18 protein-coding genes and 1 pseudogene are annotated in these 20,815 nt (G+C 44.1%); 11 read left to right on the top strand and 8 right to left on the bottom strand.

Features of this window, described 5'->3' with window-relative positions:
- Positions 1-14 precede the first annotated feature (14 nt).
- Together HGD77_RS13455 and HGD77_RS13450 are read left to right on the top strand one after the other, a co-directional pair.
- The gene (locus HGD77_RS13455; RefSeq protein WP_005263793.1) at positions 15-716 is read left to right on the top strand and encodes an IS1 family transposase; all 702 of its coding nucleotides are present in this window, start codon (positions 15-17) and stop codon (positions 714-716) included.
- Between the two features lie 186 nt (positions 717-902).
- The gene (locus HGD77_RS13450; RefSeq protein WP_228761439.1) at positions 903-1,535 is read left to right on the top strand and encodes an HNH endonuclease; all 633 of its coding nucleotides are present in this window, start codon (positions 903-905) and stop codon (positions 1,533-1,535) included.
- 79 nt (positions 1,536-1,614) lie between these two features.
- Here the strand turns inward: HGD77_RS13450 and HGD77_RS13445 are convergent, their stop codons facing one another.
- The 5 genes from HGD77_RS13445 to hemF all read right to left on the bottom strand — a co-directional run bounded on the left by HGD77_RS13445 (position 1,615) and on the right by hemF (position 6,577).
- Positions 1,615-1,824, bottom strand: a complete 210-nt coding sequence (locus HGD77_RS13445; RefSeq protein ID WP_004281542.1) for a cold-shock protein — start codon at positions 1,822-1,824, stop codon at positions 1,615-1,617.
- Between the two features lie 346 nt (positions 1,825-2,170).
- The gene (locus HGD77_RS13440) at positions 2,171-3,994 is read right to left on the bottom strand and encodes an acyl-CoA dehydrogenase C-terminal domain-containing protein (protein ID WP_004732327.1); all 1,824 of its coding nucleotides are present in this window, start codon (positions 3,992-3,994) and stop codon (positions 2,171-2,173) included.
- A 398-nt stretch (positions 3,995-4,392) separates the two neighbouring features.
- Positions 4,393-5,181 carry a shikimate dehydrogenase gene (aroE, locus tag HGD77_RS13435; RefSeq protein WP_004732325.1) on the bottom strand — a complete coding sequence of 263 codons (789 nt, stop codon included), beginning with the start codon at positions 5,179-5,181 and terminating at the stop codon, positions 4,393-4,395.
- A gap of 99 nt (positions 5,182-5,280) precedes the next feature.
- On the bottom strand, positions 5,281-5,448 hold the full coding sequence (locus HGD77_RS13430) for a hypothetical protein (RefSeq protein WP_228761438.1): 168 nt from the start codon (positions 5,446-5,448) through the stop codon (positions 5,281-5,283).
- A gap of 172 nt (positions 5,449-5,620) precedes the next feature.
- Positions 5,621-6,577 carry an oxygen-dependent coproporphyrinogen oxidase gene (gene hemF / locus HGD77_RS13425; RefSeq protein WP_004732322.1) on the bottom strand — a complete coding sequence of 319 codons (957 nt, stop codon included), beginning with the start codon at positions 6,575-6,577 and terminating at the stop codon, positions 5,621-5,623.
- A 237-nt stretch (positions 6,578-6,814) separates the two neighbouring features.
- Here hemF and hemN point away from each other — a divergent pair, with 237 nt between their 5' ends.
- Positions 6,815-8,188: an oxygen-independent coproporphyrinogen III oxidase gene (hemN, locus tag HGD77_RS13420; protein WP_004732320.1), complete on the top strand. Its 1,374-nt coding sequence runs from the start codon at positions 6,815-6,817 to the stop codon at positions 8,186-8,188.
- Between the two features lie 138 nt (positions 8,189-8,326).
- Here the strand turns inward: hemN and ribA are convergent, their stop codons facing one another.
- Positions 8,327-8,929 (bottom strand): GTP cyclohydrolase II, encoded by a 603-nt coding sequence (gene ribA, locus HGD77_RS13415; protein WP_004645027.1) that lies wholly within the window; start codon positions 8,927-8,929, stop codon positions 8,327-8,329.
- A 308-nt stretch (positions 8,930-9,237) separates the two neighbouring features.
- On the opposite strand from ribA, the gene dxs reads away from it, so the two are divergent.
- The 8 genes and pseudogenes from dxs to HGD77_RS13375 all read left to right on the top strand — a co-directional run bounded on the left by dxs (position 9,238) and on the right by HGD77_RS13375 (position 18,154).
- Positions 9,238-11,148, top strand: coding sequence for a 1-deoxy-D-xylulose-5-phosphate synthase (dxs, locus tag HGD77_RS13410; protein ID WP_004732318.1), 1,911 nt, complete (start codon positions 9,238-9,240; stop codon positions 11,146-11,148).
- Between the two features lie 114 nt (positions 11,149-11,262).
- Positions 11,263-12,093: an inositol monophosphatase family protein gene (locus HGD77_RS13405; RefSeq protein WP_004281534.1), complete on the top strand. Its 831-nt coding sequence runs from the start codon at positions 11,263-11,265 to the stop codon at positions 12,091-12,093.
- A gap of 552 nt (positions 12,094-12,645) precedes the next feature.
- Positions 12,646-14,520, top strand: a complete 1,875-nt coding sequence (locus HGD77_RS13400; RefSeq protein ID WP_004732315.1) for a DEAD/DEAH box helicase — start codon at positions 12,646-12,648, stop codon at positions 14,518-14,520.
- Positions 14,521-14,926: 406 nt separating this feature from the next.
- A complete protein-coding gene (locus tag HGD77_RS13395; RefSeq protein WP_004645032.1) occupies positions 14,927-15,745 on the top strand; it encodes an ABC transporter ATP-binding protein in 819 nt (272 codons plus the stop codon).
- A complete protein-coding gene (mlaE, locus tag HGD77_RS13390; RefSeq protein ID WP_004732313.1) occupies positions 15,742-16,521 on the top strand; it encodes a lipid asymmetry maintenance ABC transporter permease subunit MlaE in 780 nt (259 codons plus the stop codon). The genes HGD77_RS13395 and mlaE overlap by 4 nt, the downstream gene beginning before the upstream one ends.
- Positions 16,521-17,198 (top strand): outer membrane lipid asymmetry maintenance protein MlaD, encoded by a 678-nt coding sequence (locus HGD77_RS13385; protein ID WP_004732312.1) that lies wholly within the window; start codon positions 16,521-16,523, stop codon positions 17,196-17,198. The genes mlaE and HGD77_RS13385 overlap by 1 nt, the downstream gene beginning before the upstream one ends.
- Positions 17,199-17,216: 18 nt before the next feature.
- A pseudogene (locus tag HGD77_RS13380) lies at positions 17,217-17,848 on the top strand (MlaC/ttg2D family ABC transporter substrate-binding protein).
- Between the two features lie 15 nt (positions 17,849-17,863).
- Entirely contained in the window at positions 17,864-18,154 is a 291-nt protein-coding gene (locus HGD77_RS13375) for an STAS domain-containing protein (protein WP_004732307.1), read from the top strand.
- A gap of 140 nt (positions 18,155-18,294) precedes the next feature.
- Here the strand turns inward: HGD77_RS13375 and HGD77_RS13370 are convergent, their stop codons facing one another.
- Positions 18,295-19,527, bottom strand: coding sequence for a transposase (locus HGD77_RS13370; protein WP_004730312.1), 1,233 nt, complete (start codon positions 19,525-19,527; stop codon positions 18,295-18,297).
- Between the two features lie 247 nt (positions 19,528-19,774).
- A complete protein-coding gene (locus HGD77_RS13365) occupies positions 19,775-20,788 on the bottom strand; it encodes a CorA family divalent cation transporter (protein ID WP_004732304.1) in 1,014 nt (337 codons plus the stop codon).
- Between the last annotated feature and the right edge of the window lie 27 nt (positions 20,789-20,815).

Raw genomic sequence — 20,815 nt, 5'->3', positions numbered from 1 at the left:
GATAAAATAGAGGTATGAAAATAACGCTACAAATCAAATGTCCTACCTGTCTAAGTAACAATATAAAGAGAAATGGCATCAAAGTAGATGGGAAACAAAACCATCAGTGCAAAGATTGCAAACGTCAGTTTATTGGTGATCATGCATTAAGCTATCAAGGGTGTAACTCAGGTATTACCGGCAAGATATTACATTTGATGGTCAGAGGAAGCGGTGTTAGAGATATTGCTGAAGTCGAGCGTATCAGCATTGGCAAGGTATTACGAACCTTAAGTGAATCGATCTATCAGATTCAGCCTAAACAAAGCCACTACGAATGTCTTGAAGTCGATGAACTTTGGACTTTTGTAGGGAATAAGAAAAATAAACAATGGCTTATTTATGCCTACCATCGAGAATCTGGAGAAGTTGTTGCTTATGTTTGGGGTAAGCGGGATTTAGCAACGGTTCAACGTCTTAAAGCTAGACTTAAAAAGCTTGGGGTTCAATATGCTGGAATTGCGAGTGATCATTGGGATAGTTTTATCACAGCATTTCAATGTTGCAAGCAAGTGATCGGTAAGTTTTTTACCGTCGGTATTGAAGGTAACAATTGTAGAATTCGTCATCGAATCAGGCGTGGATTTAGGAGAAGTTGCAACTTTTCTAAAAAGCTCGAAAATCATTTTAAAGCCTTTGATTTGACTTTCTTTTACCTTAATAACGGATTTGTTTAACGCCAGCATACTTTTTGAAACACCACCTTCTTTTTATATCGACGACCGCAAAAAGCCTCTGAAATTAAAAATCAATTCTATCTTTATGGTGCAGGCCGTATAGCCAAGATTATTGCACCTACTGCCATTCCTCAAAATCATCAAAAACGCCGAACCAAACCGGTCTTTGCGAAAGTGATCGATGGTATGCGTTTTATAGATCCTATTCTGCAGTCCGATTTGGAAGATTTTCAATGGGCTTTTAAACCACGCGGAAATACTTGGGCACATTTTTTTCAACAATATGGCATGAATGAGATCACGGCAGATGATTTTTGGCGATTACTTAAATTAGCGGGAAGAGGAGAAAAACAGGACACTTTACTAGATACGCATTTGCGTCAAGAAATCCTTGATCATAGTGTTGAAGATCAATATGCAAGGGTAAAGGTTCGCGGTTCGCCACACCAGAAATTTGCTTTACAAGTTAAACTTAATTATCAATATCAATGTGCGATCTCAGGCATTAAGGCCAAAGCCTTTTTAGTGGCTTCTCATATCGTACCCTGGTCTGAAAATCAGGCACATCGAAAAAATCCGCGTAATGGAATTTGTTTATCTTCTTTATTGGATCAAGCTTTCGATCAGGGATTTATCACGTTGGATGAAGGGCTTAAAGTGTGTATCGCGAATCAGGCCAAGCAAGATGCGAGTTTATACGCCTATTTAAAACCCTATCACGGTAAGCGAATCGACGTACCAAAACGTTTTGCCCCTGATCCGGTATTTTTAGCCTGGCATAGAGCACACCGTTTTTTAGATCAACCCAATGATCTTTAAAAACTAGAGCGGTATGAGAAAATGATAGGCACAAAAAAAGCACTCTAAGAGTGCTTTTTTTCAATATCTTGCTTCTAAATTATAGAGCAACGATATTTACAGCTGTAGGGCCTTTTTGGCCTTGAGCTACGCTGAAAGAAACCTTTTGGCCTTCAACTAAAGTTTTGAAACCTGAACCAGTGATTTCGCTGAAGTGAGCAAAAACGTCTGGACCTGATTCTTGTTGAATGAAACCGAAACCTTTAGTTTCGTTGAACCATTTTACTGTACCGTTAACTGTATTAGACATAATATAACCTATTGAATCGTATGAATTTATAGCCAAAATTTCAGATGACTAACTGTAACTTTGAAAAATAAAAAGGATGGAGCTTTTTGATCTGTAATACGAAGGTTTATGACTAAAACTGCGATACTTAAAAGAAGACTAACCAAAACAAGAATTTTTCTAGTTGGGATTATCATACCGCTTATTTTCAGATATACAAGCGTTTTATTTGGCTAATTTATTAGGATGTTGAAAAATATAAAATTAAATTTGTATATTTTCTATCCAGAAAGGTTTTTTAAGTTAAACAAGGGTATCTACATCAATAAAAGAGCGCCGAAGCGCCCTTTTTAACTCAATTTACAGCTTAGTAGTCAAAGCTAAAGTGTTCTGGTGCCAGTGCCGTCATGGTTTTAGAGGGATTCACCATCGCTTCAGCATGACCTTGAGTACGTGGCAGAATACGTTCAAAGTAGAAATCAGCAGTTTTGATTTTCGCTTTATAGAATTCTGGAACTTCCGTACCGTCATTAGAAGCTAGTTTGGCTGAAGCGACTGCAGCTTGCTGTGCCCAGAAGTAGGCCATCATCACATAACCGGAGAACATTAGGAAATCGACTGACGCAGAAGACACAATGTCACGATCCTTACGTGCAGCCAGCATGATACGCACGGTTAACGCATTCCACTGTGCACATAGCTTGGTCAAATCCCAGGCAAAGCGGCGCATGTATTTATTGCGTGCATGCTGACCGCAGAATTTCAGGATTTCAGCAGTGTAATCACGAATAACTTTACCTTTTGATGTCAACAGCACTTTACGGCCAATCAGATCCAGTGCCTGAACACCTGTTGTGCCTTCATACAGGGTAGAGATACGTGAGTCACGTACGATCTGTTCCATGCCCCATTCTTTGATATAGCCATGTCCACCGAAGACTTGCATACCGTGATTTGATGCCTCATAACCCATTTCGGTCAGGAAGCCTTTCAGGATTGGAGTATAGAACCCAAGATGGTCATCATGCTGTTCAAATGCTGCAGTATCGCCACGCAGCAAAGCATCATTCATGTTGTCGGCAATTTGCGCAGCATGATAAATCATGGCACGGCCACCTTCAGCAATGGCTTTTTGCGTCAACAGCATACGGCGTACATCGGCATGATGAATGATCGCATCCGCCACTTTTTCTGGATCTTTTTTGCCAGACAAGGCACGCATTGACATACGTTCTTTAGCATAAGGTAAAGCACCCTGGAACGACAGTTCAGCATGACAAATACCCTGAATCGCAGTACCAATACGCGCCGTGTTCATAAAGGTGAACATAGCGTGCAAGCCTTTATTCGGTTCGCCAATCAGGTAGCCAGTCGCATTGTCAAAATTCAGTACAGCCGTTGCTGAAGCGCGAATCCCCATTTTGTGTTCAATCGAACCACAGTTCACTGGATTACGCTCGCCGATCCCGCCATCTGCAGCAGCAATAAATTTCGGTACGATAAACAGAGAAATCCCTTTGGTACCTTGCGGCGCATCTGGAAGGCGTGCCAGTACGATATGTACGATATTTTCAGTCAGGTCGTGCTCACCTGCGGAAATAAAGATTTTGGTGCCTGAAATGGCATAGCTGCCATCTTCTTTCGGCTCTGCTTTGGTCTTAACTTGACCCAAGTCAGTACCACATTGCGGCTCAGTCAGACACATGGTGCCCGCCCAAGTTCCTGCAACTAAGTGAGGCAGATACGTGTTTTTCTGCTCATCGGTACCATATTGCATGATAGTGTTGATACAACCCACACTTAAACCCGGATACATCTGGAATGACCAGTTTGCAGTCCCCATCATTTCCGATTTGATCAGGTTTAAAGACATTGGCAGGTTTTGGCCACCAAATTCTTCAGGATAAGACAGACCTTGCCAGCCACCTTGTACGAACTGGTCGTAAGCTTCTTTAAAGCCTTTCGGTGTTTTTACTTCGCCATTTTCAAAATGACAGCCTTCTTCATCACCGCTTTGATTCAACGGCGACAGTACATTTTCACAGAAATCTGCAGCGCCTTCTAAGATCATATCTACCGTGTCGGCATCGGCATATTCACCATTCGACAAATTCTGGTAGTGCGCAGGGTAGTCAAGCACTTCATTCATAAGGAAGCGAATGTCGTGTAAAGGGGCTTTATATGCTGGCATGCGTTTAATCCTGATTGAAATTAGTTTTGGATTATCTGTATCGATTCTTTGATTATTCACATTCGGGATAAAAAAACATTGATGAATTCAGTGAATAAAAATGTCAGAAAAGCGAATCGATTTTTAAGGCTAATGAATGAAATCATCGAATTTCATCATTAGGTGTTTACATTACAGGAAGATTAAAAACTTGTTATATCAATGGAATTTAATGAGTTAAAAGGTGATTTGTCCAGTATGTTTTTGTATGAATTGTGCTCGGATTCAGGTCGCAAAATAACTCATTCTAAAATGTCATTAAAACCAATTCATGGTTTTTCAGCTTATAAAAAGTAGTAGGAGGAGAGTAAAGGGTTGCAGTTGCAACCCGAACTGAACTCATTGGAGAGATAGGGGTTTTAAAGAAACTCTTTTAAATCCGGCTTGATACCATTCCAGATGTAAAAAGATTCAATTGCCTGACCGACCAGCATGCCAAAACCTTCAGATGTCGGTACACCGCGTACTTTGGCTTGATCGAGAAAGGAAGAAGGTTTGCCATAGGCCATTTCATAGGCCCGTTTAAACTGTAACGCCTCTGGTAAAACCAAAGCATCACCACTGAGGCTGGCAGAGGTGGCATTAATCACCAAATCAAATTCACCGGCTAAAGTGTCTAGTGAAATCGCCTGTAATTCGACTTGCGGTACGGCATTCTGAAGATCAGCGACCAGTTGTTCCGCCCGTGCCAAGGTACGATTGGCGATCACGATTTTTTTCGCACCTGCCTGGGCTAGGGGATAGATTACACCACGCGTGGCACCGCCTGCACCAATAATTAAAATATCTGTATTTTCCAGTGGCCAGTCCAAGGCACGGATGGCTTCAACCAGTCCCTGACCATCGGTATTGTCGCCATGCAGGATGCCATTTTCCATCCATAGCGTATTCACGGCTTTGGCAATTTTGGCCCGTTCACTCAGTACCTGACAGTGGGCAAAAGCCTGTTCTTTAAAGGGTACGGTGACATTCATGCCACTACCGCCATTGCTAAAGAACTCCTGAATGTTGGCTTCAAAGCCATCCAGTGGCGCCAGAAGTTTAGTGTAATTCAGGTCGACACCAGTTTTAGCAGCAAAGGCATGATGCAATTCTGGAGAACGTGACTGTTCAATCGGGTTGCCAATCACGGCAAATTGTTTGCTCATTTCACAATGTCCATGTGCGGAAATGGCCATCAATATACGTGAAAAAGCGCAGGGACTAAAGCCTGCGCGATTTTGAATTACTGCTAAGTTATTAGGATTTTAGGAACTGCAAATATCCATAATATGTTCCGCAAACATCAGCGCCATACTGAGAACAACCCCAAGCCCAGTCAGGATACTCACCAGAATAGCGGCGCCATCCAGAATCAGGTTGTGACTCAAAATTGCGGTACTCATCGCGCTGATGGCAAGAGCCAAAAAAGCCAAAAGGCCAACACAGGTAGATTTAATTGAAGATTATGCATTGTTATTCTCACTAGACATCAAATGGAATGTGATCGATGTAGCGATAGGGTGCCCCGATCAAATCAGATATTTCTATGCAGCAGTATAGAGGATATATCTATTAAAACAGCCCTCTATTTGAGGGCCGTTTGTATCATTTCATTGCGTTGGATTTTAATTCTGTTAACCAGTCATGTGGTTTCAGGTAGTAATCTGTTAAACGTTTTTCCGGTGAGCCTTCATCCCATTCAGGGCGATATGACCATCCGGTAAGCGGGGGCAAGCTGACCAGAATCGATTCAATCCGGCCACCAGTCTGCAAACCAAACAGGGTGCCGCGGTCATAAACCAGATTGTATTCCACATAACGGCCGCGACGGTATAACTGGAATTCGCGTTGTGCTTCGGTATAAGGCTTATCCTGATTGCGCTGGAAAATCGGCAGAATGGCTTCCAGGTAACCATTGCCTATAGCCTGCAGATACTGGAAACAGGTTTCAAAATCCCATTGATTCAGATCGTCAAAAAATAAACCACCCACACCGCGCTGTTCATCACGATGTTTTAAATAAAAATAGTTATCACACCATTGTTTATGTTCAGGATAAACTTCTTCGCCAAATGGCACACACAGATCATGCGCCGTTTGATGCCAAGACAGTACATCTTCATCATTCGGATAAAACGGGGTCAGGTCAAAACCGCCACCAAACCACCAGATCGGATCCTGACCTTCTTTTTCTGCCACAAATAAACGCACGTTGGCATGCGAAGTCGGTACATTCGGATTTTTTGGATGGATGACCAGTGATACTCCCATTGCTTGCGCTTTGGCACCAGCAATATTGGGATGGCGTTCGGTCGCAGAAGCGGGCAGCTTGGAAATGTTGATGTGGGAGAACATCACACCGCCTTTTTCAATTACCGTACCATTTTGCAAAACACGTGAACGGCCGCCACCACCTTCCGGACGCTCCCAGTCATCGATGATAAATTCGGCTGTACCGCCGCCAGTACGTTCCTGTTGTTCTAGTGCCGCACAAATCCGTGCCTGCAAGTCGAGGAGAAATTCACGAACGCGTTGAATATCCGCAGATGTAGGATGCTGCATCAGAGCCTCGTAGGGAAATAAAAAACTAATTACATCAAAGCATAAAATCAGTCAAAGATTAAGGTCTAATTTGGTGATGCAGTTGATCGGTCCAGACTTTAAATTTCAAGCTTCATAAGCAGAATGCATGATTAAATCCGACCAAATGGCTAGGTTGAATTCTTCTTTCAAGCTCAGCACAATAACTCACAAGCGCTCATTGGCTTGAGCATTTCTCGATGGTAATAGGTGGGTGTCATGTCGGTACAGGTCAATTCCCTGATTCAAAAATACAATGTTCCCGGGCCACGCTATACTAGTTATCCTACGGTTCCGTATTGGGAAGAGCAGAATTTCTCGCTGGAACAATGGAAGCAAACGCTAAAAAAGTCTTTTGATGAATCCAATCAAAGCGAAGGCATTAGCTTGTATATCCACCTGCCATTTTGCGAAAGCCTGTGTACCTTTTGTGGTTGCCATAAGAGAGTCACAAAAAAACATGAAATGGAACAGCCTTATATTCAGGCAGTGTTGAAAGAATGGGATTTATATTGTGAGCTATTACAAGAAAAGCCCATCATTAAAGAAATTCATTTGGGTGGGGGAACGCCGACCTTTTTTTCAATGGCGCATCTGGCTCAACTGATTCAAGGCATTCTGGCCAAAGCAGATGTAGCGCCTGTACATGAATTCAGTTTTGAAGGCCATCCTAATAATACCATGCGTGAGCATTTGCAAGGTTTATATGACCTTGGCTTTCGTCGAGTCAGTTATGGGGTACAGGATTATAATGAAACCGTGCAAAAGGCGATTCACCGGATTCAGCCTTATGAAAATGTTAAACAGGTAACCGAATGGGCGCGAGAAATTGGCTATGAATCGATTTCCCATGATCTGGTCTTTGGTCTGCCATTTCAGAGTCTGGAAGATGTTTTAAATACTATTGAACAAACCAATTCGCTCTTGCCGGACCGTCTGGCTTTATATAGCTATGCACATGTGCCTTGGATTAAAGGCAATGGTCAGCGCGGTTTTAAAGATGCCGATGTGCCCAAAGATGCAATCAAACGGGAATGCTATGAAGAAGGTAAAAAGAAGTTACTCGCGCATGGTTATCATGAAATCGGCATGGATCATTTTGCCTTAGAAAAAGATGCGATGTACCAGTCCTTTCAAGCAGGAACATTACACCGCAATTTTATGGGGTACACCGCCTCTAAAACCCAGGTGATGATTGGGCTGGGCATTTCTTCGATCAGCGATAGCTGGTATAGCTTTGCGCAGAATGTGAAAACCATTGAAGAATATTATGAATGCCTGGCGCGCAATGAAATTCCGGTATTTAAAGGGCATGTCTTAAATCAGGAAGATCTGATTATTCGGCAACATATTCTAAATCTGATGTGCAGCTTTAGCACCTCATGGGGAAATCCCGAATTACGTTTCCCTGAAATTGATGAAGTTTTGGAACAGCTTGAGGAAATGGAACAGGATGGTTTGATTCAATTTTCAGACTCGTCAGTCACGATACTGGAGAAAGGGAAACCATTTGTACGCAATATTTGTATGGCTTTTGATTTACGTTTAAAGCAGCGGGTGCCAGAGAACCGGATTTTTTCCATGACGATTTAATCTTCCCCTAACTCCATTTTTAAGAAAAAGAGGGAAAGCCTCCCTGAGCAAGACTTAAGTATGGCTTTAAGTCGAAGCGCAAGAAAGGGAGGTTTGGAGGGATTAAGTTAAAATAAGGTGGGGCGGGGGTTAAAAATATTAAAAATCATCCTTTTTATAAAGATGTGCCATGCGTTCGTGCTTGGTCTTGAGATATTGTTCATTAAAAGGGTTTAAACCCACAGTCAAAGGCACACGATCGATCACATTAATCCCCTGGGCTTTTAAAGCCTCAATTTTGGAAGGATTATTGGTCACGAGACGTACTGCTTTCACCTGTAAATGATCCAGCATGATGCTGCACATATCATACTGACGTGCATCTGCTGGCAGGTTCAGCATTAAATTGGCATCTACGGTGTCATGTCCCTGATCTTGCAGGGCATAAGCGCGAATTTTATTGGTCAGGCCAATGCCACGACCTTCCTGACGCAAATACAGAATGACTCCGCGGCCTAATTCATTGATCAGTTTTAAAGTCGCTTGCAATTGCGGGCCACAGTCGCATTTGAGTGAAGCAAAGGCATCACCGGTTAAACATTCAGAATGCACACGCACCACTACAGGCTCATCTGATACTTCTTCAAGTCCTTTGGAAAGTGCGACATGTTCTTCGCCAGTCTTAGGGTCTTGAAATACAGTAATTTTAAATTCACCGTGAGCGGTAGGTAATCTTGACGTTGCGACAAATTCGATTGGCACAGCTGAACCCGTTAAATCCTGAAATTGGCTAAAGTATAGCGTAATGCTTGAACATTGGTAGAATTGCAAAGTCGAAATTCTGCAATAGATTTTCTTTTTTGTAGAAAGCGAACGATAATAGTTGATAAATAGTAAGATTATTCAGGATAATCGTAGGCTGCAATTTTTCACCCCGACGAGATCATTGTTTAATATTGCATCGCTAGAAGCGTAGCTGAATTGAAGCTGCTACAATTCAGCTATATGATCGGGTACTCCCCATTGACCTAGCTTTAGATTTGCCAGGCTTTAGAAGGCTTTGCCATAATATGCTGTATACAGAAATCCCAACTCAACGCCCTGTAACACCGTTGCTTGATGCGATCAATCATCCTGAGCAACTGCGTGCACTCGAGCAAAGCCAGCTGGAACAAGTGGCGGATGAGTTACGTCAATTCATTTTGTATGCTGCCGGGCAAAGTGGCGGACATTTTGGTGCCAACCTCGGTGTAATTGAGCTCACCGTGGCCTTACACTATTGCTTTAATACGCCACATGATCGCCTGATCTGGGATGTAGGTCATCAGGCCTATCCGCATAAAGTGTTGACTGGTCGTCGTGAACAGCTCACCACCATTCGTGCCAAAGACGGTCTGGCAGCGTTCCCGGCTCGTGAAGAATCTGAGTTTGATACTTTTGGGGTAGGGCATTCTTCGACGGCAATTTCTGCTGGCCTAGGTATGGCGCTTGCACGTCGTTATCAGAATAATCCGTGTGAAGTTGTGTCAATTATTGGCGATGGCGCCATGACGGCAGGTATGGCTTTTGAAGCCTTGAATGATGCCGTGGCACACAGTGCTGATCTGATGGTGGTGCTGAACGACAATGATATGTCGATTTCTTGCAGTACCGGTGGTTTTGCCAAACATCTGGCTGCCATTTGGGAGCGCGGTGAGTTCGTTAATGTTACCGAGCAGGGTGAGGCATATGTACAGCCACATCCAGAATGGTTGTATAACTCGCGTTTGCACAGTGCAGCGACCGATGCTGCAGATAACTTATTCCAAGCCATTGGCTTTGACTATTTTGGCCCGTACGATGGTCATGATGTCAAACAGCTGGTGCATGTCTTTAATGCGCTGAAAAAGCGTAAAGGCCCACGCCTGATTCATATCTATACTAAAAAAGGCAAAGGCTTTGCTCCGGCAGAATCCGATCAAATCAAATATCACGCGATTAGCAAAATCAACGCCGTTGCCGCCAGCAATACTGCACCGAAATATTCGGATGTATTTGGACAATGGCTTTGCGATGAAGCGGCACAAGATGCCCGTTTGCTCGCAATCACACCTGCGATGTGCGAAGGCTCAGGCATGGTCAAATTTGCCAAAGAATATCCAGAACGTTTCTTTGATGTCGCGATTGCCGAACAGCATGCGGTTACCTTGGCTGCCGGTATGGCTTGTGAGGGCTTGAAGCCGGTGGTTGCAATTTACTCGACTTTCCTGCAACGCGGTTATGATCAACTGGTACATGACGTGGCTTTGCAGAATCTGGATGTTACTTTCGGTATTGATCGTGCCGGTCTGGTTGGTGAAGATGGGCCGACGCATGCCGGTGCTTATGACTATGCCTATATGCGTACTATCCCGAATATCGTGATCATGGCGCCGAAAGACGAAAATGAATGCCGTCAAATGCTGCATACAGCGTATTTGTATCCAGGGCCGGCAGCGGTACGTTATCCGCGTGGCAATGGACTGGGCGTCGATATCCAGCAAAAGATGATCGAGATTCCGATCGGTCAGGCGGAAATTGTGGCCAGCTTTAATGGGCAGTATGATGAATATATTTCTGTACTGGCATTTGGTAGCCGGGTACAGGCTGCAGTCGACGCTGCTGAAGCATTTGCCGTGAAACATGAGATTGGCGTGCGTGTGGTTAACATGCGTTTTGTCAAACCACTGGATACTCAAATGCTCGATGATCTCGCTTTAAGCACCAGTCTGTTTGTCACGGTGGAAGAACATGCAGTGATGGGCGGTGCAGGTAGTGCCGTGAATGAATATCTGGCAGAAGCACAGATTGTCAAACCGATGTTGAATCTGGGTCTGGATGATACGTTTATGGCGCAAGCGACCCATGCACAGATGTTGCAGCAAGCGGGTCTGGATGCGCAAGGCATTGAAAAATCGATCAATCAGGCTTGGTCCAGCCTGGGGCAAAGCGTCTTGTCATAAGTTCTTAAAAATTTTAGACACATTTTTCCCAAAAAAGCCCCGATATTTGCTAAGATATCGGGGCTTTTATGCATTATTCTTTATCAGTGTCTTCAAATTTGTAGTGGGTGTTCAATGGAACCTATGGTGGTGATGGCTGCGCGTGCGGCTCAGTTAGTTGGTCAAGAGCTTTTAAAAGCGCATCAGAATCGTCATAAACTCGATCTACAAGTCGAAGAAAAAGGAATTGATGGTCCGGTAACGCGTGTAGATCGTTATTTGGAACAGTTGACCATCGATACCCTACGTAAAAGCTATAAAAATCACAGTTTCCTTGGTGAAGAGTTTGGCTATCAGGAAGGTAAAGGTCATGACGCCGATTGGTGTTGGGTGATCGATCCGCTAGATGGTACTTTAAACTTCATTAACGGTTTCCCGCATTTCTGTATCTCTATCGCAGTTCAGCACAAAGGCATTACTCAACACGGGGTGATTTATGACCCGGTGAAAGATGAGCTATTCTCTGCCAGTCGTGGTCGTGGTGCCATGATGAACCAGCGCCGTATTCGTGTGAATGTTAAAGACAGCCTGGAAAATACTTTTATGGCTGTTGGTCACGCTTATCGTGCCAAGCGTAATGGCGAAGTTGTGTCTTATGCCAAGAACCATTTTCAAACCCTGTTAAATGTAACTGAAGCTGGCGCGCAATATCGTCGTTCAGGTTCTGCAGCATTGGATTTAGCCTATGTTGCTGCAGGTCGTTTCGATGGTTATTTCGAACTTGGTTTAAAGCCTTGGGATATCGCAGCTGGCGAATTGATCGTGAAAGAAGCAGGCGGTACTGTAGTTGATGCACGTGGTGGTAGCGACTCTATGGAAAATGGTCAAGTTTTGGCTTGTTCAATGAAAATGCTTAAGCCTTTAATGCAAGCAGTTGTTCCTGCTTGGGGTGAAGCAGCAAAATAATCGGGTTTAGATGAATCAGATCTAATATTGAGAAAAGGCGTCCTTCGGGATGCCTTTTTTATGCATGGGAATCTAGGTCACCAGTTACTGATATAAAGTTGTTGATCTTTGCTTGAATACTGGAAATATCAGGTGAATTGGCGAAAAGTGACTTTTTATACCACCTGTTACATTTTTTATTATATTTTAAGTATTAGAAATATATAGATAAATTATGAATAAGGAAAATTAGTTTTAAAACTTAATGACATTGTGGAATATTCTGCTATAATTCCGCCACGCACTTAATTTCTGTTCTTTACCTGAACACTATCTTCTAATCATTGTATGCGCGTGCTGTCCATAGAGAGGACATATCCTTCGCGCCCCAATCGCTTAAGCGATTCCTTCAGGTTTGCGGCCGTAATCATGCGTGCGTTATATCCACATCGTCGTTACTCGGATCGCTGCTGAATCCTAATATTTTCAGCATTATTTGCTGTGCCGCTTTTTGCCGATGTCCATAATTGTTATTTATTAAATGGAGCACCCACTTCAGGGTGAATACTCTCTATGAGCAAAACTTTTGCTGATTTTTCCCTCGACGAATCTCTAACCCAGGCTCTCGACGCTTTAGGCTTTACTACTCCTACTCCTGTACAAGAACAAGCGATTCCAGCTGCGCTTGAAGGCAAAGACCTTCTTGTGTCAAGCCAAACAGGTTCTGGTAAAACTGCTGCATTCTTACTGCCTACGTTAAATGCGTTGGCAAACCAAGATACATTAGTACCGTTTAAAGACCGTATGAAAGCGGTTACTCAACCGAATATTTTGGTGATTTCACCGACTCGTGAATTGGCACAACAGGTATGTCAAGACGCAATCGCATTTGTACGTCACATGAAAGGTGTTCGTATTGCGGCAATCATGGGCGGTATGCCTTTCGGTAAGCAAATTCAACAGTTAAAAGGCGCGCAAGTTGTTGTTGCAACTCCAGGTCGTCTACTTGACTTGGTGAATCGTCGTCAAATCAAATTGGATAAAGTTGACGCGTTAATCGTCGATGAAGCTGACCGTATGCTTGACCTGGGTTTCTCTGAAGACTTAGAAGCAATTGGTGAGTTGGCTGCAAACCGCAAACAGACTCTTATGTTCTCTGCGACTTTTGCACCACGTATCATTACACTTGCAGAACGCATGATGAATGACCCAATGCGTATTTCGATCGAAACTGGTCACTCTACAAATACTGATATTACTCAGACTTTGCATTGGACTGACGGTTTCGAGCACAAGAAAAAACTTCTTACTCACTGGTTGAACGAAGAAGACGTTGATCAAGCAGTTGTATTTGCGTCAACTCAAGAAGATACAGATATGTTGGCTGAAGAACTTGCTGAAGCAGGTCTATCAGTTGTAGCGCTTCACGGTGCTATGCCACAAACTGTTCGTAACCGTCGTTTACGTAGCATTCGTGAAGGTCGTGCGAAGATTCTGGTTGCAACTGACGTTGCAGCGCGTGGTCTTGACGTACCAACAATTTCACACGTAATCAACTTCGGTCTTCCAATGAAGAACGAAGACTATGTACACCGTATCGGTCGTACAGGTCGTGCGGGTCGTACTGGTAAAGCAATTACTTTGGCGACTTACCGTGAACGCGGTAAAATCCGTGCTTTGGAAGACTTCCTTGATGCGCGTCTAAACGTATCTGAAATTGAAGGTCTTGAGCCATCTCCACCTCCTGCACGTGGTAGCCGTGATGGCGCTGGTCGCGGTCGTGGCCGTGATGGCGGTCGTCGTGATGGCGGTCGTGGTGGTTTCGGTGGCGGTCGTCGTTTTGAAGGCGAAAGCAACTTCAAACGTCGTGAAGGCGGTGATGATCGTCCACGTCGTAGCTTCGATGACAAACCTCGTGGCGAACGTCCAGCATTTGGCGAAGATCGTCCACGTCGTGACTTTGGTGATCGTCCTGCTCCACGTCGTGAAGGCGGTTTCGGTGATCGTCCACAACGTTCGTTTGATGACCGTCCAAAGCGTGACTTCGGTGATCGTCCTGCTCCACGTCGTGAAGGCGGTTTCGGTGATCGTCCACAACGTTCGTTTGATGACCGTCCAAAGCGTGACTTCGGTGATCGTCCAGCTCCACGTCGTGAAGGTGGTTTTGGTGACCGTCCTCGTTCTAATGATGACAACCGTGGCAACCGTGTAGATTATAAACCAGCTCGTGAAGGCGGTTATGGTGATCGTCCAAAACGTGATTTTGGTGATCGTTCAGCTCCACGTCGTGAAGGCGGTTTCGGTGATCGTCCAGCGCGTTCATTCGGTGATGACCGTCCAAAGCGTGATTTCGGTGATCGTCCAGTACGTCGCAACTTTGATGACAAGCCACGTGGTGAACGTTCGTTCGGTGGTGAAGATCGTCCACGTCGTAAATTTAACGACTAATTCAGTCGCTAGATGAAGATAAAAAAACCGGTAGAAATACCGGTTTTTTTATGCATTGAGTTTTTTGCTTTTTAACGTAAAATGTCTACTAAATCATATTTTGTCAGGGTTATGATAATTATTAATATGAAAAGCTTAGCTCTTCGATCTCAATTGATAGAGGTGTATATGCCATATATCGCATTGACTTTGATTTTATGTAATATTATCTATTATTTATACAGTCTTTTTAATTAATCAATGTGCTTGAATCAAGCTTAAGTGCATATTTTTATTATAAAAAATACGAAATAATCCATTGTTGTCATTTTTTTATGATATTAAACCATCTTTTTCAACTGCTAACATTTTGAACTTCGTTCCTTTATAGTATGCATGCTGAAAAAATGCAGGAATAAACTCAGCTATGAAAAATCAAACAGCGCGAGATACTCAATCTCTGATTGAAGTCAAGAATCTGAGCTTCAAGCGGGGTGAGCGCGTGATTTATGACGACGTGAGTTTAAATATTCGTCGTGGGCAGATTACCGCCATTATGGGACCATCCGGTACTGGTAAAACCACCTTATTAAGACTGATTGGTGGGCAGCTGGTTCCTGAGCACGGTCAGGTTTTATTGGACGGCAAGGATATTGCCACGATGTCACGTTCCGAACTTTTTTCAGCACGTGCACGGATGGGCATGCTGTTTCAGAGCGGTGCTTTGTTTACCGATATGAGCGTGTATGAAAATGTCGCATTTCCGATTCGGGCACATACCAAATTGCCGGAACATCTGATTAAGGAAATCGTGGCACTGAAGCTGGAATCAGTCGGTTTACGTGGTGCAGAACAGATGATGCCATCTGAACTATCCGGTGGTATGAACCGACGCGTGGCTTTGGCCCGTGCGATTGCGCTAGATCCTGAGCTGATCATGTACGATGAACCGTTTGCCGGACAAGATCCGATTGTGATGGGCGTTTTGACTCGTCTGATCCGTTCATTACGTGAAGCACTAGACTTGACCACGATTATTGTCTCGCATGATGTTGCAGAAACTTTATCGATTGCGGACTACATTTATGTGGTGGCAGAAGGCAAAATTCAGGGCGAGGGCACACCAGCAGAGCTGAAAGCGCATCCGTCTGCTTTTGTACAGCAATTCCTGACCGGTTCGGTAGAAGGTCCGGTGGATTATCAGTTTAGTCATCAAGCTTATTTAAGTGATGAGGTTCGTTCATGAATGCAATTGCCGCATTAGGTAGACGCGTTATTGAACGTGTACAGGGGATTGGGGTCGCGACCCTGATGCTGTTGCAGATTTTATTTTCCATGCCGACCTGGCTTGGCGTAAAGCTGTTTATTTATCAGATGTATCGGGTTGGGGTATTGTCCCTGCTGATTATTATGGTTTCTGGCCTGTTTATTGGTGCCGTGCTTGGTTTGCAGATGTTTAGCATCTTGTCGACCTTTGGTAGTGAGTCGATGCTAGGAACAGCGGTCGCGTTGACCTTGCTGCGTGAACTGGCACCTGTGGTCGCTGCTTTGCTATTTGCAGGACGTGCCGGTTCAGCCTTGACTGCGGAAATTGGCCTGATGAAAGCTACTGAACAATTGTCCAGTATGGAAATGATCGGTGTCGATCCATTGAAGCGGGTGATTTCGCCGCGTCTTTGGGCAGGGATTTTTAGCTTGCCAATGCTTTCCGTCATCTTTGCCGCAGTTGGCATTATGGGCGGTAAAATGGTCGGGGTAGATTTCCTGGGTGCCGATGAAGGCGCTTATTGGAGCGGCATGGAAAGCAGCGTGCAATTCTATAAAGATGTCTTGAATGGCACCATTATTAAAAGTTTTGTATTCGCATTAATTTGTACCTGGATTGCGGTGTATCAAGGCTATGCTTGTGTCCCGACATCGGAAGGTATTGCAACTTCTACAACGCGTACAGTCGTGTATTCTTCGCTGTGCGTTTTAGGCTTTGACTTTGTGTTGACTGCGGTCATGTTCGGAGGTGTTTAATGAAATCACGTACTAGTGAGCTGGCCGTTGGTGTTTTTGTTATTTTGTTTGCGATTGCCTTATTTTTCCTGGCGATGCGTGTCAGTGGTCTGGTCGGACACAATATTTCCGACAGCTATAAAATGACAGCGACTTTTGAAAATGTAAATGGGATCAAGCCGCGTGCTAAGGTGGCATTGAGTGGTGTGAAAGTGGGGCAGGTGGATGACATTACCCTGGATCCAGTGACGCGTCTGGCGACCGTACATATGACCCTAGATGGCTCCTTGACCTCGTTTAATACTGAACAGTTAAAGCAGGTTCAGCAGGAAGCACTGGAAGAGTTACGTTATAGTTCAGACTATACTGCGGCTACCCCTGCGCAACAAAAAGACATGGAAAAACAACTCTTAGCTAACATGAAATCCATCACCAATATTGATGAGGATGCTTATATTATGGTAGCGACCAATGGGTTATTGGGTGAAAAATACCTGAAAATTATTCCAGGTGGTGGTCTGAACTATTTGCAGCGCGGTGATCAGATTGCCAATACCCAAGGCACCATGGAAATTGAAGATTTAGTGACGAAGTTCATTACTGGCGGTGCCGGTAAATCGTCGGATAGTCAAGAAACTGCCCCAGAACAGGCGACAGTTTCAGAATCGACTGATGCAGAACCTGCATTTGTTGAATAATAGATTGAGGAGATTTCAGTGAAGACTTTAGTAAAACAAACGCTTACAGCAAGCATTCTTTCCACAATGGTTGCTGGTACAGTGTTTGCTGCACCGTCTGAAGCACCACCTGCTTTTATTAAAAAGTGGCAGATGGTTTGATTGAGCGCCTCAAAGCTGATAATGCAAAATTGCAGAACAATCCGGCGCTGGTCAAAGCGATTGTCCGCCAGAATTTGGATCCATACATTGATTCACAGTCTTTCACGCGTATTGTGATGGGGACTTATGCAACGAACCAGTATAGTACGGCTGCACAGCGCGCACAGTTTGAAAAGAATTTCCGTGAAACGCTCATTGAAAATTATGGTTCTGCATTTTCCAAGTTCAGCAATCAGACCTATAGCGTACGTCCATACAAGGCTAGCAATAGCAAAAACCCTGTTGTAACCATCGACTTTAATAATAAAGGCGAAAAAATTCCGGTAGCGTTTCAGCTGGTGGACAAAGGTTCACAATGGAAAATCCGCAACATCAATGTATCGGGTATTGATCTAGGTTTGCAATTCCGTAACCAGTTTGCTGCGACAGTCAAACGTAATGGCGGTAACATAGATAAAGCTATTGCTAACTTCAAACCGGATGCAGAAGCTGCAATCGACAAGAAATAATCAGATAGGTGAGCCGTGATTGTATTCAAGGATCAGGAATTGCAGGTTTCAGGCAAGATTGACTATGCTAATGCGCAGGACTATTACTTAGATGGTCTGCGTGTGGTTCAGTCGCAGAGCAAGTTTCCGCTTGTGGTTAATCTGGCTGGGCTTGAAAGTGGCAGTACTTTGGCTTTGGCAGTATTGGTGCGCTGGTTGCGCCAGACTCCTCAAGCGCAAGGACTACAGTTTAAAGCTGTCCCTGCTAAAATGATGAATATCATTCAGGCCTGTCATTTACAGGATGATTTACAAATCATTCAGTAAATAAAAAAGCACCGAAAGGTGCTTTTTTATTGTTGATACATTTTAAAAGTAAATTCCTTCCTTTATCAAAAGGAGGTTAGGAAGGATTAAAATATGACCTCACCCTAACCCTCTCCTAAAAGGCATAGGTATCTACACATCTATGAGATACCTAATGCCATTGTGGCTATCTCATTGAGTTCATCTATTGAATATTCCGAGAGCAGTTGAAGAGTGTTCAGTAAAATCGAAAGCCCTGCCAATAAGGCAGGTGCACTTTCCAACCTACCTCTTTTCTGCTGCCGACCTGAAAGACGGGTGAGAAATACACGAATTTTCTGATGGTGTTCATCTTCAGAACGCTGGATTCGCCAAGTTAAAACACAAGCCATACAGCTAATCAGTAACCGCCTTAAAATGGCTTCAGGTCTGGTCTGAAGCCATGCTTCAATATCATGACCTGCCTGCTTGAGCAGCTTGAAATAGCATTCAATTGTCCAGCGCCAGTAATACCAGGTCGTCATCTCTACCGTAGTAATCTCTGATGGAACATTGCTGATTAGTGACCATCTTGCGACGGTCTTATCCTGATCATCTTTCACTACGGCAACAATTAATCTGGCTTCAATCGCACTCCCTGGCTGGGGAGCAACCCGTTGGCCTGAATCGTCATTTCTCTTCGGTTTTGCTGCACGTGTTATCCGGATAGCAGTTTCTCCCACATGCAACATATGCCGGTTTCCTTTATAGGCAATCGGCTGGACCTGCTGCGTTTCTACTCGTTCTGCGGCTTCTGCAACTTTGCATGTTTTGCCCTGATGCTCAATTCGATGGCCTTCTTTCGCCCGAATCAGCCATTTAAAACCCTGGCTGCTCATTTCCCTTAGGTGGGCAATGGAGTCACCTTCACGATCAATGATATGAACACATGTTTTCTCAATGGGATATTGTTCAATCACTTTGATTTGTTCGGTAAGTGAATCTAGATGAGATTTGCGCCCAGCAGAGTGTTGACTGAATGTGGAATAGCAGCCTGAGGCATCTGATAGTGTCTGCGCCAGTGGCGCAATAGGTAGTCCCGAGGCTGCATCAACCAGCAGACTGCTTTGCAATTCATAGCCTGAATCATATTGATGGGTTCTTTGCAGGCGCTGAATTTTATGATGGTGTTTCACATACTGTAGCTGAGACCAGTCATGAACAATCAATGCATATTGATGCGGTGATGCCTTGATCTGTTCACATGCAAGATGTTCAATTGGCTGGTTTAACTGACTAAAAGAGATTTTGTCATTATTCAGGAATCGCCAGACCGCTTGTGTGGTTGCGAAACTCGACTTTTGGGCAGAAGCCAGGTCTTTGATTGCCGGAGCAAGTGAAGCAAGAGGGTTCATATTGAGCTTTACAAGGCTGTTATAGCGCTTGACAAGACGCTGATCCAGGCCAGAGATGTTAAATTGAAGAGCATGCTCTTCAATTTAACGCAAAGTTCAGGAATTGTGTAGATACCTATGCCTAAAAGGAGAGGGAACTTCCTCTCTAAATTTATGGAGAGAAATGATATTTTTAAAAACTACTATCTCAATAAATATTGGAAGTGCTCTCTCCCTATGGGAGAGAGTTAGAGAGAGGGTGAAGAAATTAAATCCACTTCTTCCATCTAAAGTAAATCAATGGCCCGATTAAAAAGCCGATCAAAATAATACTGACCATAATGAAGCTCATGGAGCCTTGTGCAAAAGGCAGAACTTCGGTATTCATGCCATAAATACTGGCAATGAGCATCGGCGGTGCAAGCATACTTGGCAGGATCGAGAATCGACGAATCGTATCGTTCTGTTCCGTGTTAATGAATCCGGACGTGGTATCGAGCAGGAAGCGCACTTTCTGAAACAGGAAGGCATCATGTTCAACCAGCGAGCGCACATCTTCACTGAGTTCTCGGATATCCGCATCATAAATATGACTGCCCAAGGCGCGTGGACGAGACAGGAAAGTCAGAACACGACGTAAATCGATCAGACAGAGCTGCGCTTTACCAAGCATATCTTCCAGTTGAGCCAGACGGGTAATCATGTCATCCAGATCGAGAATCTGCTCGCGATGGCGATTATTCAACACTTCAGTTGAATATTTCTCTAAATCTTTATGTACATCTTCCAGAATATCGGCCAGCTCATCCAGTTTGGCTTCGAGCAGGCCCAATAAAATCCAGGTTGGATCTTTATAATCGATTTCATAATCATTGCGGCGCGCACGGGCACGGAAGGCACGAAAGGCCACCAGCTTTTCGCCACGCAAGGTAAACAGACGGTCCTTATGCAGAATGAATGCTACGGTTTGTACCGTCGCCAGCATGCTGGATTCATCTTCGTTTTCGTTCTCGACCTGATAGTTTTTATTTTTGGTTAAAAAATAGGTACTGATATGCAAAATACCGTCATCATCACGGTAAAATCGGGCACTAGAGGAGATATCTTCCAGCGATTTTAAGGTCGGTAAGTTTTGCGCATAGGCATCTAGAATCCATTGCTGCTCTTCTTGTGAAGGTGCAATCAGATCAAGCCATACTAAATCTGGATGCAGGTCGAAATCACCATTAATCGTGATATCTTCTAAGCTACCGCGCTCTGTGGCGTAAAAGGCTTCAAGCATGCTGTCTTTTCTCCCTGGCGCAGTATG

The organism is Acinetobacter sp. NEB149 (assembly GCF_012516415.1).
GTDB classification, from domain to species: domain Bacteria; phylum Pseudomonadota; class Gammaproteobacteria; order Pseudomonadales; family Moraxellaceae; genus Acinetobacter; species Acinetobacter lwoffii_V.
The sequence above is the reverse complement of the archived record's forward strand: the minus strand, read 5'-3'. Positions and strand labels throughout refer to the sequence as shown.

What these genes read in the sequence shown, in the direction of transcription:
- HGD77_RS13450 (WP_228761439.1), top strand. Translation starts at nt 903, where the DNA reads ATGCGTTTTATAGATCCTATTCTGCAGTCCGATTTGGAAGATTTTCAA.
- HGD77_RS13400 (WP_004732315.1), top strand. Translation starts at nt 12,646, where the DNA reads ATGAGCAAAACTTTTGCTGATTTTTCCCTCGACGAATCTCTAACCCAG.
- HGD77_RS13370 (WP_004730312.1), bottom strand. Translation starts at nt 19,527, where the DNA reads ATGAACCCTCTTGCTTCACTTGCTCCGGCAATCAAAGACCTGGCTTCT.
- HGD77_RS13395 (WP_004645032.1), top strand. Translation starts at nt 14,927, where the DNA reads ATGAAAAATCAAACAGCGCGAGATACTCAATCTCTGATTGAAGTCAAG.
- mlaE (WP_004732313.1), top strand. Translation starts at nt 15,742, where the DNA reads ATGAATGCAATTGCCGCATTAGGTAGACGCGTTATTGAACGTGTACAG.
- dxs (WP_004732318.1), top strand. Translation starts at nt 9,238, where the DNA reads ATGCTGTATACAGAAATCCCAACTCAACGCCCTGTAACACCGTTGCTT.
- hemF (WP_004732322.1), bottom strand. Translation starts at nt 6,577, where the DNA reads ATGCAGCATCCTACATCTGCGGATATTCAACGCGTTCGTGAATTTCTC.
- HGD77_RS13445 (WP_004281542.1), bottom strand. Translation starts at nt 1,824, where the DNA reads ATGTCTAATACAGTTAACGGTACAGTAAAATGGTTCAACGAAACTAAA.
- HGD77_RS13365 (WP_004732304.1), bottom strand. Translation starts at nt 20,788, where the DNA reads ATGCTTGAAGCCTTTTACGCCACAGAGCGCGGTAGCTTAGAAGATATC.
- HGD77_RS13440 (WP_004732327.1), bottom strand. Translation starts at nt 3,994, where the DNA reads ATGCCAGCATATAAAGCCCCTTTACACGACATTCGCTTCCTTATGAAT.
- aroE (WP_004732325.1), bottom strand. Translation starts at nt 5,181, where the DNA reads ATGAGCAAACAATTTGCCGTGATTGGCAACCCGATTGAACAGTCACGT.
- hemN (WP_004732320.1), top strand. Translation starts at nt 6,815, where the DNA reads ATGTCGGTACAGGTCAATTCCCTGATTCAAAAATACAATGTTCCCGGG.
- HGD77_RS13455 (WP_005263793.1), top strand. Translation starts at nt 15, where the DNA reads ATGAAAATAACGCTACAAATCAAATGTCCTACCTGTCTAAGTAACAAT.
- HGD77_RS13385 (WP_004732312.1), top strand. Translation starts at nt 16,521, where the DNA reads ATGAAATCACGTACTAGTGAGCTGGCCGTTGGTGTTTTTGTTATTTTG.
- HGD77_RS13405 (WP_004281534.1), top strand. Translation starts at nt 11,263, where the DNA reads ATGGAACCTATGGTGGTGATGGCTGCGCGTGCGGCTCAGTTAGTTGGT.